The sequence below is a fragment of the Methylophilus sp. genome, assembly GCF_052437885.1.
Classification (GTDB): Bacteria; Pseudomonadota; Gammaproteobacteria; order Burkholderiales; family Methylophilaceae; genus Methylophilus.
Genome location: NZ_JBQVPB010000005.1, coordinates 86,715 through 99,575 on the forward strand (window position 1 = coordinate 86,715; position 12,861 = coordinate 99,575).

13 protein-coding genes are annotated in these 12,861 nt (G+C 53.3%); 4 read left to right on the forward strand and 9 right to left on the reverse strand.

What is annotated here, in order from left to right; all coding sequences use genetic code 11:
• Positions 1-109 precede the first annotated feature (109 nt).
• Together dnaJ and ACT6RZ_RS06960 are read left to right on the forward strand one after the other, a co-directional pair.
• Entirely contained in the window at positions 110-1,246 is a 1,137-nt protein-coding gene (gene dnaJ / locus ACT6RZ_RS06955) for a molecular chaperone DnaJ (RefSeq protein WP_444701404.1), read from the forward strand.
• Between the two features lie 460 nt (positions 1,247-1,706).
• Entirely contained in the window at positions 1,707-2,498 is a 792-nt protein-coding gene (locus tag ACT6RZ_RS06960; RefSeq protein ID WP_444701405.1) for a ParA family protein, read from the forward strand.
• On the opposite strand, the gene corA is transcribed toward ACT6RZ_RS06960, so the two are convergent.
• Complete coding sequence (corA, locus tag ACT6RZ_RS06965; RefSeq protein ID WP_444701406.1) at positions 2,499-3,596, reverse strand: magnesium/cobalt transporter CorA; 1,098 nt, start codon at positions 3,594-3,596, stop codon at positions 2,499-2,501.
• 138 nt (positions 3,597-3,734) lie between these two features.
• Here corA and aroC point away from each other — a divergent pair, with 138 nt between their 5' ends.
• Positions 3,735-4,826, forward strand: coding sequence for a chorismate synthase (gene aroC / locus ACT6RZ_RS06970; protein ID WP_444701407.1), 1,092 nt, complete (start codon positions 3,735-3,737; stop codon positions 4,824-4,826).
• 128 nt (positions 4,827-4,954) lie between these two features.
• Positions 4,955-6,127 (forward strand): MFS transporter, encoded by a 1,173-nt coding sequence (locus ACT6RZ_RS06975; RefSeq protein ID WP_444701408.1) that lies wholly within the window; start codon positions 4,955-4,957, stop codon positions 6,125-6,127.
• Between the two features lie 61 nt (positions 6,128-6,188).
• Here ACT6RZ_RS06975 and folE2 read toward each other — a convergent pair whose 3' ends face one another.
• From folE2 to ACT6RZ_RS07015, 8 genes are all read right to left on the reverse strand, one after another.
• Positions 6,189-6,995, reverse strand: coding sequence for a GTP cyclohydrolase FolE2 (gene folE2, locus ACT6RZ_RS06980; RefSeq protein WP_444701409.1), 807 nt, complete (start codon positions 6,993-6,995; stop codon positions 6,189-6,191).
• Between the two features lie 50 nt (positions 6,996-7,045).
• Complete coding sequence (gene dxs, locus ACT6RZ_RS06985) at positions 7,046-8,890, reverse strand: 1-deoxy-D-xylulose-5-phosphate synthase (RefSeq protein ID WP_444701410.1); 1,845 nt, start codon at positions 8,888-8,890, stop codon at positions 7,046-7,048.
• A 2-nt stretch (positions 8,891-8,892) separates the two neighbouring features.
• The gene (locus tag ACT6RZ_RS06990) at positions 8,893-9,783 is read right to left on the reverse strand and encodes a polyprenyl synthetase family protein (RefSeq protein ID WP_444701411.1); all 891 of its coding nucleotides are present in this window, start codon (positions 9,781-9,783) and stop codon (positions 8,893-8,895) included.
• A 25-nt stretch (positions 9,784-9,808) separates the two neighbouring features.
• Complete coding sequence (gene xseB, locus ACT6RZ_RS06995; protein ID WP_444701412.1) at positions 9,809-10,054, reverse strand: exodeoxyribonuclease VII small subunit; 246 nt, start codon at positions 10,052-10,054, stop codon at positions 9,809-9,811.
• Between the two features lie 81 nt (positions 10,055-10,135).
• Positions 10,136-10,789: an alpha/beta hydrolase gene (locus ACT6RZ_RS07000; RefSeq protein WP_444701413.1), complete on the reverse strand. Its 654-nt coding sequence runs from the start codon at positions 10,787-10,789 to the stop codon at positions 10,136-10,138.
• A 103-nt stretch (positions 10,790-10,892) separates the two neighbouring features.
• Positions 10,893-11,249: a pilin gene (locus ACT6RZ_RS07005; RefSeq protein WP_444701414.1), complete on the reverse strand. Its 357-nt coding sequence runs from the start codon at positions 11,247-11,249 to the stop codon at positions 10,893-10,895.
• 135 nt (positions 11,250-11,384) lie between these two features.
• Positions 11,385-11,729 carry a pilin gene (locus ACT6RZ_RS07010; RefSeq protein WP_444701415.1) on the reverse strand — a complete coding sequence of 115 codons (345 nt, stop codon included), beginning with the start codon at positions 11,727-11,729 and terminating at the stop codon, positions 11,385-11,387.
• Positions 11,730-12,190: 461 nt separating this feature from the next.
• Positions 12,191-12,736, reverse strand: a complete 546-nt coding sequence (locus tag ACT6RZ_RS07015) for an SRPBCC family protein (RefSeq protein ID WP_444701416.1) — start codon at positions 12,734-12,736, stop codon at positions 12,191-12,193.
• Positions 12,737-12,861 lie beyond the last annotated feature (125 nt).

Consider the following 12,861-nt stretch of genomic DNA (forward strand, 5'->3'; position numbering starts at 1 on the left):
AAGGGGCGGGTGTAGCTACCCGCCCTTGTTTATGATGCCGGCAAACACACTACGCTGATCGCGGGTGTGTTTGTTCATATTGGCGCAAGCGCATTAAAACGGAATAACTATGGCAGCCGCAAAAAAAGATTACTATGAAGTGTTGGGTGTGAACCGCGACGCTGGTGACGAGGAGATTAAAAAATCCTTTAAGAAACTGGCAATGAAATTTCACCCTGACCGCAACCCGGATAACCCTAAAGCAGAAGAAAGCTTTAAGGAAGCCAAAGAAGCTTACGAAATATTAAGCGACGAGCAAAAACGTGCGGCCTATGACCAGTATGGTCATGCGGGTGTAGACCAGAGCATGGGTGGTGGCGGATTCAGCGGCTTTAATTCCGGCAACTTCAGCGATGCATTCGGCGATATTTTCGGCGATATCTTTGGTGGCGCCGGTGGTGGTCGTAACCAGCGCTCCAATGTCTACCGCGGTGCCGATCTGCGTTACAACCTGGAAATCTCCCTGGAAGATGCCGCCAAAGGCACTGAAACCAAGATACGCATCCCGGTGCAGGCCAATTGCGAGACCTGTCATGGTTCAGGCGCACGTCCGGGGACTTCCCCTGTCACCTGTACCACCTGTAACGGCCACGGCCAGGTGCGTATGCAGCAGGGCTTTTTCTCGGTCCAGCAAACCTGCCCTAAATGTCATGGCAGCGGCAAAATGGTGAAAGAACCTTGCCCTACCTGTCATGGTGGTGGTCGCATCAAGCAAAACAAGACCCTGAATGTCAAGATCCCGGCCGGTGTAGATGAAGGTGACCGCATCCGTTTAAGCGGCGAAGGCGAAGCAGGCGTGAACGGGGGACCAACCGGCGATTTATACGTGGTGGTCCACTTGAAAGAACACGCGATCTTCCAGCGCGAAGGCGCTAACCTGCATTGCGAAATGCCTATCAGCTTTAGCGCGGCGGCATTAGGTGGCGAGATCGAAGTGCCTACTCTGGATGGGGCTGCCAAAATGAAGATCCCGGCTGAAACTCAGACTGGCAGTGTGTTCCGTCTGCGCGGCAAGGGTATCAAGCCATTGCGCTCCAGTGAGCATGGTGATCTGATGGTGCATGTAGTGGTGGAGACGCCAGTACGCCTGACAGAGAAACAGAAAGAATTGCTGCGCGAATTTGAAAGCAGTACGCAGGCAGATGCCGGCAAGCACAGCCCCAAGAACAAAAGCTGGGTCGATAAGGCGCGCGACTTTTTCAGCTGATTGTTTGCAGTTGGCACTGACATGCCTGCCAGGCTATCATTTGCTGGCGGGCCTGTTTGCAGGTCTTAAGTCTTAATGGACAGGACGATGCGCTTAATTGAATTGGTTACAATTTAATAACAATTAAATTTTGATTTTTACAATTCAGTTACAGCTCGGTCAAATTGTTGCAATAACTCTCTCCTAAACTAGAGTCATCTTTAAACAGGGCACAAAATGTTTTGTTTAATGGCTAGCTTGGTTGATTTGTCTTTTGTTTGATTTATCAGCGACTAGCATTGATTTCCTCCTGATCCAAACCCCCTTTTAACCCGCAATAGCGGGTTTCTTTTTGCCTATTGGTTTCAGATACCCAAAGCTGCCGCAGCGGCGGGGTAGTGTCTGGCAACAACATCGTTTATGATGACTGGCAATTCATTGACAGCATCTGGTTCTCAAAACGCTATCCTGCACACACATCATGCTGAAAATCGCTATTTATAATCATAAAGCCGATGTCGGTTCGACGACGACCACGCTCAATCTGGCGGCTGCCTGGCAACGTCAACGCCAGCAGGTTTTACTGCTGGATATGGACCCGCAGGCGCGGCTGACCGAGACTTTCAAGCATATCGGCCTGGATATGCAAAAGCATCTGTTCCGCTTTTATCAGACAGGCACGCCTCTGGCCGAGTTGATCCAGCCCCTGCGTAACGGCTTGCAACTGATCGCGGCCAATAAAGAGCTGATGAACCTGGATTCGCAGTTTGGTCGCGGCCCGGCCACCTTGCAACGGCTGGCTACAGGCCTGGCGCAACTGCATCAGACACATGCCGGTTATGCGGTGTTTATGGATTGTTTCCCTGGCATAGGGGTGATCCCGCTGAGTGCGGTATTTGCCAGTGACCTGGTGCTGGTGCCGGTGTCGGCGGATTATTTATCCATACATTCGGCGGTGAAAATGGATAAGGCGCTGAATGCGCTGGAGCCGGTATTGAAACGTCGCGTGCAACGCCGCTACCTGCTCACGCGCGCCGATAAACGCAAGGAGATGACTGCCGAAGTGGAGCAGGAGATGCGCCGCCTGTTTGGCAGCGAAGTGCTGGTGACGCGGATAGGTGAGCATGCCGCCCTCGCCGAATGCGGACGCATGGGGCAGCATGTGTTTGAATATGATGCCAGCAGCCCGGGGGCACGTGATCACCTGGCGCTTTATTTCGAGCTGCAGGATGTGATCAAGCAGCTGCCGCGCCTGGCATCATCAATGGCCTGATCAACGCTCGTGGCGACGGTTGCCCAGCCATTGCCGGCGCCAGAACATCAGCAGCATCACTGAGGCTATCCCCAGCATGATCAGTATGGCCCACCAGAAGCCATACAGCTCATGTATCCATGGCATCTTGTCGAAATTCATACCGAAGATACCGGCGATCAGGGTGGCCGGCATAAACAGCATGGCGACCACAGTCAATGCCCGCACTTCCAGGTTCACCCGCTGGCTGATGCTGGTCATGTAAATATCCATCAGGCCACTCAGCATGTCGCGTATCGCCTCCAGCGATTCGGTGAAATGCGCGGTGTGGTCATACAGGTCTCGCAGGTAAGGCAGCGTTTGCGGGCTGAAAAAGCCATGCTCGTTACGGATCAGGCTATTGAGTACTTCGCGCAAAGGCCATACCGCACGGCGTAACTGTATGGTGACATGCTTGAGTCTATGTATGTTCTGCAGATCGTCCGGGCTGGGCTGGTCCAGCAAATGCGTTTCCAGGCGTTCGGCATCTTCATTGATGGCTTCCAGCACCTGGAAATAACGTTCCATCAGGCTATCCAGCAAAGCATAGCATAAATAATCTGCGCCACTCTGGCGTAGCAGGGCCTGGCCTTGTCGCAGGCGTTCGCGTACCGGCTCAAAACTGCCGGAAGGCCTTTCCTGGAAGGTAAGTAACCACTCACGCCCCAGCGCCATGCTGATCTGTTCAGAGCTGACGCTCATGGTTTCGGCATCGTAATAAAACAACCGTGTTTCCAGAAACAGATAATCCGGGTAAGTATCCAGCTTGGGCCGCTGTTCGGTATTTAAAATGTCGTCCAGCACCAGCGGGTGCAGCTTGAAGCGGCGGGCGACCGCCTGCAGCAAGGCGATATCCAGCACACCGTGCACATTGATCCACGAAGTATGCGCTGCTGGCGCCTGCCATTCCACGATATCGTGCATGGTCAGTTGCCTGGAATCTATCTCGGTGGCGTTATAGCTGATGCTATGGATGCAGGCCGGTGTTGTTTCAGCGACGGTGTCGGTTTCAGGCGCAGCCACCGGGCTGGCAGTGCCCAGTAAACGGTGTTTGCGGTGGGTGTGTTTGCGTTTGGCCATGGTTGTCCGAATAAACAGTGCGGGTCCAGCATAAGCGTTCGTTGTGTGGAAATCAAGTCAGGACAGGCGGCAAGGCCAGGGGCAGGCTGTAAGCCAGTCTATGCTAAAATAGGGCAAATTATTCAATGAAAGAATCGCATGTCTGGCAACACCATTGGTACGCTGTTCACCCTGACCTCGTTTGGCGAGTCGCATGGCCCGGCCATAGGCGGAGTGGTCGATGGCTGCCCGCCAGGCCTGGAGCTGTCAGCGGCGGATCTGCAGATCGATCTGGACAGGCGTAAGCCGGGCACCTCGCGCCATGTGACGCAACGCGCCGAAGCCGATGAAGTAGAAATATTGTCTGGCGTGTTTGAAGGCAAAACCACAGGCGCACCTATAGGCTTGTTGATACGCAATACTGACCAGCGCTCGCAGGACTACAGCAAGATCATGAATACCTTCAGGCCCGGGCATGCCGATTACACGTATACCCAGAAATACGGCATACGCGATTACCGCGGGGGTGGTCGTTCCAGCGCGCGTGAAACCGCTGTGCGCGTCGCCGCCGGCGCCATCGCCAAAAAATGGCTGCTGCAAAAGTTCGGCCTGCAGATCCGTGGCTATCTGAGCCAGCTCGGCGAGATCGAAGTGCCATTCGTCAGCTGGGAGGCGATCTCCGAGCCAGGCAACCCGTTCTTCTCACCCAATCTGCAGATACTGCCGCAACTGGAAGCCTATATGGACCAGATCCGCAGTGAGCGCGACTCAGTAGGCGCAAGGATCACCGTGGTCGCGCAGCAGGTCCCGCTAGGCCTGGGCGAACCTATCTTTGACCGTCTGGATGCAGATATCGCACATGCCATGATGGGCATCAATGCGGTCAAAGGCGTGGAGATAGGTGCCGGTTTCAAATCGATTGCCCAGCGTGGAAGCGAACATTGTGATGAGCTCACGCCGGAAGGCTTTGCCTCCAATCACGCCGGTGGCGTGCTCGGTGGCATTTCCAGCGGCCAGGATATCGTGGTCAATGTGGCTTTTAAACCTACTTCCAGCATCCCGCAGGAGCGCCGTTCTATCAATCACGCCGGTGAGCCGGTGATGATGCAGACCACAGGCCGGCATGACCCCTGTGTAGGCATACGTGCGACCCCTATCGTCGAGGCCATGCTGGCGCTGGTGCTGATGGGCCATGCCTTGCGTCACCGTGCGCAGAACGCCGATGTGCATAGCACGGTGCCCCGGTTGTAGGCTGCCTGGCGTTCGCATCCACTAAACGGCTGTGTCAGCGCCATCTATGCGGCTTGTGTCTGCGTCATCTGCGGCCTGTATATGCCAGCACGCAAGCCGGTCACCGTCATTCTTAACGCGGGTATGTCATGAGTCACGCTTTACACTTTAATCTCTCGCGTTTCTATTTCATCTATTATTTTTTCGTCGGTGCTTTTGTCCCTTACTGGGGCTTGTACCTGAGCTCTGAGTCTTTTTCCCCGGCCGATATCGGCATATTGATGTCGCTGTTCCAGTTGAGCCGCATCATTGCGCCCAACCTGTGGGGCTGGCTGGCCGATCACACGCGCCAGCGCGTACGCTGGATACGCATGACGGCCTTTCTTGGCCTGTTCGGCTTTGCAGCGATCTTCTGGGCACATGACTTTATGACCATGTTCATGGTGATGGCAGCGCTGAGTTTATTCACCAGTTCTACTTTGCCGTTATCAGAATCCCTGGTCCTCGCGCACCTGGCAAGCACTAACGGCCATTACAGCAAGATACGCTTATGGGGTTCGTGGGGGTTTATCGTGGCGTCAGTGCTGCTAGGCTATCTGACCGACTGGTTTGGCATCCGCAGCCTGTTGTGGTTTATCCTGCTGGTGCAATGCCTGTTGTTCGGGCTGACCTGGAAGCTGCCGGAAGCGCACGTGCCGCCGCATGCCAATGACAGTTTTTCGGTGTGGAAGATACTGAAACAACCGGCAGTGATCTCCCTGCTGGTAGGCTGCGCCATGATGGTGACGGCGCATGGCCTGATGTATAACTTTTATTCTATCTATCTGGCCGAGCATGGCTACAGTAAAGGCATGATAGGCTGGTTATGGGCGCTAGGCGTGATCTGCGAGATAGGGATTTTTATGAAAATGCCCTGGATCATGAAGCGTTTCAAACTCAAAACCATACTGGTCGCCAGTCTGCTGATAGGCGTGATCCGCTTTTCCATGATGGGTCTGGTGCCTGATCATCTGGCACTGCTGTTACTGGCGCAAACCATGCATGCGTTCACCTTTGGCAGTTTTCATGCCGCTGCGGTCGAGGTAGTCACGCAATACTTTACCGGGCGTCACCAGGCCAAAGGGCAAGCCATCTATAACAGTGTGGCCTATGGCATAGGCGGCGCGCTGGGCGGCTTGCTGGGTGGTTTTGCGCTGCAATATCTGGGCGGCCAGCTGACGTTTACCCTGGCTGCCTTATTCCCCCTGCTGGGCGCGATCATCGTTGCGCTCGGGCTGCGTTTAGCGCAACCGTATGCCAGGAGCGGCATGTTCAGCCATTAACGATGGCTGGATGTGAAAACAGCCCGCATGCGGGCTGTTTTTTATTGGCAGATCAAAAGCATCAGCTGATACGTTTATCACGCTCAATCAGTGCGTAGGCGCTGTGGTTGTGTATGCTCTCAAAGTTCTCTGATTCCACCACGTATTTCACGATGCGTTGTTCTACATTCAATTGTGCTGCCACATCGCGCACCATGTCTTCCACGAATTTTGGGTTGTCATAAGCGCGCTCAGTTACAAATTTCTCGTCCGGGCGTTTCAGCAAGCCATATAGCTGGCAAGAAGCCTGGTCTTCAATCAGGGTGATCAGATCTTCCAGCCACATGAACTCATTCAGCAACGCGGTCACAGTCACATGCGAACGCTGGTTGTGCGCGCCATAGTTCGAAATCTGTTTGCTGCATGGGCACAGGCTGGTGACCGGCACCATGACCTGCACCGTGATCTCGAACTGACCATTCTTGATCTCGCCGATAAAGGTGACTTCGTAATCCAGCAGGCTTTTAACGCCGGATACAGGCGCTGCCTTATTGATGAAATAGGGGAAACGCATCTCCACATAGCCGGATTCAGCTTCCAGGCGCTCTACCATCTGGCGCAGTATGGTTTCAAACGAGTCTATGGAGATGGCGCTTTCATTGGTGTTGAGTATCTCAACAAAGCGCGACATGTGCGTGCCTTTGAAGTTGTGCGGCAAATGCACATACATATCAAACACCGCCACGGTGTGCTGCTCGCCGCCGGTTTTATCTTTGACAATGACCGGGTGACGGATAGACTTGATACCGACTTTGTTAATGTCCAGCCGGCGCACGTCAGGAGTATTTTGTACGTCTTCAATCACTGCAGGGATTACGGGTTGATTCATCAGGGTTCCAAAGCGGGAGTTGCCCGCGATTTGATAAATGGTTGAATATACTACTCAGCTATCAATTTCTCAATAGCTGAACAAATGCCGGATTTGTCTAGACCACATTCGGCCAGCATAGTTTCGTGTGAGCCATGCTCGATAAAACGGTCAGGTAGCCCCAGACAAACAACCGGCTTCACGATCTGGTGCGCTTGCAGGCATTCCATCACCGCCGCACCGGCGCCACCCATGATCGCGTTTTCTTCTATAGTCACTATATAGTCATGACTGCGGGATATTTCAAGTAGCATGGCTGTATCTAATGGTTTGATAAAACGCATGTTGACCACAGTCGCATCCAGTGACTCCGCTGCTTGCAGGGCTGGCTGCACCATGCTGCCAAACGCCAGGATAGCCACTTTCTTGCCCTGGCGTAGCAATTGGGCCTTGCCTATCTCCAGTGCTTCCAGCGTAGCCGATGTAGCTGCCCCTATGCCGCTGCCACGCGGATAACGCACTGCGGCCAGGCCTTTGTAGTGATAGCCGGTAGTGAGCATCTGGCGGCATTCGTTCTCGTCGCTGGGCGCCATGATCACAATATTGGGGATGCAGCGCAAAAAGCTCAGGTCAAAACTGCCGGCATGGGTGGGGCCGTCGGCGCCTACCAGCCCGGCGCGGTCAACCGCCAGCAGTACATCCAGGTCTTGCAGGGCGATATCGTGTATCAGTTGATCATAAGCGCGTTGCAAAAAGGTCGAGTAAATGGCAACCACTGGCTTCAGGCCATCACAGGCCATGCCGGCGGCAAAAGTCAGTGCATGCTGCTCGGCGATGCCGACATCAAAATAGCGTTGCGGGTAAGCCTCTGCAAAACGGTTAAGCCCGGAGCCATCACACATGGCTGGCGTGATGCCTACCAGTCGGCTATCGGCCGCCGCCATGTCCACCAGCCAGTCGCCAAAGATCTGGGTATAGGTAGGGCGCTCGCTGAGCGTCAGGCAATGGCCATTTTGCGGGTCGAACTTGCTGACGCCATGATATTTGTTCGGGTTGTCCTCAGCCGGGGTATAGCCTTTGCCTTTTTGCGTGACCACATGCAAAAACTGCGGGCCCTGCAATTGGCGGATGTTGCTTAAGGTATCAACCAGCGTATCGATATCGTGACCATCGATAGGGCCTATGTAATTAAAACCGAATTCTTCAAACAGGGTGCCGGGGGTGACCATGCCTTTGGCATGCTCTTCGGCGCGGCGGGCGAATTCCTTGACTGGCGGTATGATATCCAGCACTTTTTTGCCGCTGCGGCGCACACTGTCATACAGCTTGCCGGACATCAGGCGTGCCAGGTAGTTATTCAGCGCACCGACATTGTTGGAGATACTCATGTCGTTATCATTGAGGATCACCAGCAGATTGGTGTCCATATCACCGGCATTGTTCAGCGCTTCAAACGCCATGCCGGCAGTCATGGCGCCGTCGCCGATAATGGCGACACTGCGGCGATTGGTGCCCAAAGCTTTGGCGGCGACCGCCATACCCAGTGCTGCTGAGATAGAGGTGCTGGAATGGCCGGTACCAAATGTGTCGTAGGCGCTTTCATCACGTTTGGGAAAGCCGGCGATGCCGCCTGCCTTGCGCAAAGAGGCCATCAGTTCGCGGCGGCCGGTCAGTATCTTGTGCGGGTAGGTTTGGTGACCCACATCCCATACCACACGGTCGTCCGGCGTTTGATAAACGTAATGCAATGCGATCGTCAGCTCTACCACGCCCAGGTTAGAGGCCAGGTGGCCGCCGGTTTGCGACACACTTTGAATCAGGAAGGCCCGTAACTCGCCAGCCAACGCTTTTAGCTGCGAGCGGTCTAGCGTGCGCAAATCAGTTGGAGAGTCTATACGGGACAACAGGGAGGTCATGATCAGAAAGGGCGCTCACAAATAAATCTGGCGATCCCGCGCAGTGCGTCCGCCTGTGGACCGAATCCGTCCAGTGATTGCAAACTTTGCGTGTACAAGGTCTTCACCAGTGTTTTTGCCTCGTCTATACCCAGCAGGCTGACGTAAGTCGATTTTTCCTGCAAGGCGTCTTTGCCGGCGGTTTTGCCCAGGGTGTGCGTATCTGCAGTCGCATCGAGAATGTCATCCACCACCTGGAAAGCCAGGCCCATATTCTGGCTGTATTGATTGAGCAGCTGTATATGCTGCGCTTGAGTGTGTCCGGCGGCATAAGCCCCCAGCAAGGCAGCGGCGCGTATCAGTGCCCCTGTCTTATACTGATGCATGGTTTCAAGAGCGTCACGCGTGAGCAACTGACCTGTGCTTTGCAGATCGATATCCTGCCCGCCACACATGCCGCGTGAGCCGGTGGCCTGTGCCAGTATCTGCACCTGGGTCAATGCCTGCGGTGCTTGGGTATCTGCGATGCATTGAAATGCCAGTGATTGCAGTGCATCGCCGACCAGCAGGGCGGTGGCATCGCCATATTGCTTATGGCAGCTGGGTTTGCCACGGCGTAGATCATCGTCATCCATACACGGCATATCGTCGTGTACCAGTGAGAATGCGTGTATCAGTTCTACCGCTACTGCGGCTGCATCAGCCGCACTGGCTGGCGCGCCGACCAGCTCGGCTGCGGCATAACTCAGTAGTGCGCGCACACGTTTGCCACCACCGAGCACGGCATAGCGCATGGCGGCATGCAATCTTTGCGGTGGCGTGTCTGCCGCTGGCAGGGCGCTGGCCAGCGCCTGTTCAGCCCGTTGCTGGTGCACGGTCGCCCATTGCTCGAATAATATGGATGTAGTGGTCATGACGAAAAGTGAAGGTTCAGGCGACTCACTCAGGGTCAAAAGGGACTAATTGCTGTTGCTGGTTCAGCATGACCACGGTCTGCTCGGCCTGCTGCAAAGCGCCCTGACAGGCTTGCAGCAGTTGCATGCCTTCAGCGTAAGCAGTCAGCGCGGCTTCCAGAGGCAGCTCGCCAGATTCCATGTTTCTGACTATGGTCTCCAGCGACGCGAGGCGCTGCGCAAAACTTTGCGTATCAGTTGCCGCGGCGGGAGATTTTTTTGGAACACTCATGAAGGTCAGCCTGTTAAAACGCCTGCCATTTTAACAAAACTCACCAGGCTTGCGGGATTAATCTCAAGCGTTTGTCAGTAATCAGGCAGGCAATACCTGTAACAGAAAACGACGGATATCGGCAATCTCCTGCTCGCACACGCTATGTGGCATATCGTACTCCTGCCATTGCAGCGGGTAACCGGCAGCTTGCAATGCCTCTCTGGACGCCTGGGCGGTAGAGAGGGCGATCACGCTGTCGGCGTTGCCATGCGCCATCCAGATAGGCAGTTGCCGATTGGCCGCATGCTGCTCGCTGACCAGCTTGTTTTTTAACGGTAAATAGGTGGAAAGTGCCAGTACGCCCGCCAGCGGCTGGCTATATCGTGTCGCCGTATACAGTGCCATCGCGCCACCCTGGGAGAATCCTGCCAATAAGATCCGCTGGCTGGGTATGCCTTTGGCTATCTCACTGTCTATCAAACCGTTGATGGTTTGCTGCATGGCCTGAATGCCGGCTTCATCTTGAGCACTGTCAGGCTGCAGCCCAAAAATGTCATACCATGCCCGCATCTGGTAGCCATTATTCAAAGTCACCGGGCGGTAGGGGGCATGGGGCAGGATAAAGCGGATATGCGGCAGATCCAGCATCTGCACCACAGGTTCAAAGTCATGGCCGTCGGCGCCCAGGCCGTGCATCCAGATGACGGTTGCGGAGGCATTTGCTTGATGGTTGACGACGATGTTTTCTAGCATGGGTATCCTGGCTCAGGTTGAACAGGTCTGCAGTATAGCAGTGAGCGCGGACTGAACCGATGGTTTGCGGGACTGCGCAGAGGTCAGCGCCAGAACTAAGGTTTTAAGGTGCCAGCGCGGTGATGCTACAAGGCGTGCCTGCATTCAGGTCGCAAGTGATGGTGGCGTTGCCAGGCAATCTGGCGGTAGAAGCAAAGCTGGTCATAGTCACCACTGGCGCCCCATTATTGATGGCGCTGCAGGCGCTTGCCACAGGTGCGGGGATATCCGCGGCAGCTTTGTTTAGCTGAATGTCGGCATACGCTCGTCTGGCATAGTCATTGGCTTCTGACATGCAAGCATTGTTGGCGGCTTCTTGGGTGTAGCCTTGATAGGCTGGAATCGCGATAGAGGCCAGAATGCCAATAATGGCCACTACGATCATCAATTCGATCAGGGTAAATCCATTGTGTTTGTGCATTCTCAGTTGCCTTTACAGATTGCAAATGTGTTAAGAATGTTGAATCTATTCAGCGTTAAGTGATTTTGCTGCCTGCTAAAATTTAAGCCCTGCAGTGCAGGGCTTAAATTATTCAATCATTAAGCTGATTTAAGCTTATGGAACTGTACGAGTGCAAGAGCCAGTGCCCATGTTGCAAGTGATCACTGAGCCAACCACGCCTGGACGTGCTGGAACAGGTGTAAATTCGCCATTAGGCTCAGTAGGTGTGGCAATGACTTCACAAGCAGGGCCAGCGTGAGTTGGTACTGGTCTCTGCAAAGTAAGTGCCGCTAAAGCAGCTTTAGAGTATGAGCTGGCTTCAGACAAACATGCATTATCTGCAGCTTCGCGAGTGTAGTCCTGATAAGCCGGGATCGCTACAGAAGCCAAAATACCAATAATGGCTACTACGATCATCAATTCAATCAGGGTAAAACCTTGTTGTACGTGTTTTTTCATCATGTTTCCTTCAGAGTCAAAGTTTAAAGTGAACAGCTTCTGTTTTAGTCACTGCTTTTCTAACAGTGTTCGAGAACCTATAAGCAATAGGTGTGCCATCTGAAAAAAATGATCTGTAACTTGTTGATAAAAAAGAATTAACCAGGTTTTATGCCTTATTTCAACGATTTGATAAGCAAGTCTGAAAGGTAAGGGGCGGGATAGTTGATTTGCCACAAATGACAGTATTGGTCAGTTTTTGCAGCAGAAGTGATTTTTTTTGTCAGGGTATTGGCTGGCTATCTGCCCGGCCAGCCTGCAAAAAAGGGATTGTGTGGTACACAATCCCTTTATTTGTGACAGTGTCAGACTTTTGGCCTGGACTGCATTTGCAAAAACTTGACTATTACGACGTAAGACTTACCAGAACTTCCACCAGGGTTTACTGTTGCCTTGCGCGGTTTTTCCAGAACCCTGGTTGATCACTTTCCCGATTCGGCTACCTTTTTCAGGCTTTCCAGACCTGGATCAAAAAAGTCGTTGATGGCTTTGGTGGCGGCATCATCGTTTTGTTCCGGTTTAGGGATATTGGAAGAATCGGCACGGGTGTAGCTGCCTTTGACCGTGACCACAGTTTCGTTGCCTTTGGCAGTCACAGAAACAGTCGGGTAAAAGTTTGACAGTTGCAATGTGCTTTTATCCAGGATGTACTCATATTTCAGGCGCATGCCAGCATCGTCGATGGAGCGCAGTTTTTCGTACATGGTGCCGCCGTTTTTCAGTTTGACGGTGCGGTAAGTCGTGTCATCACCGTTTTCGTCTTTTTTCTGTTCTACTTTTGTAGACTCAACGCCGGCATGCCAGGCTTGTACATTGCCAAAGTCTTTTACCAGAGCCCAGACTTTTGCTGCCGGTGCCTTGATGGTGACTGTTTTTTCAAAGCGCAATGCCGCGGCACCGTGTGCAGCTGCCGTTAATGGAATCAATGGCAATAAAGAAACGGCAATGATGCCAAATATTTTTTTCATTTCAATCTCCTGATATTTACAGATGTTTTAAAGCTTAAAAGTAATCAGTCTTTTGAGTTTTAAAATAACCCGTGACTTTACCTAAAAAAACGACTCTTTGCGACTAGTTCATGGGTGATCCTGTG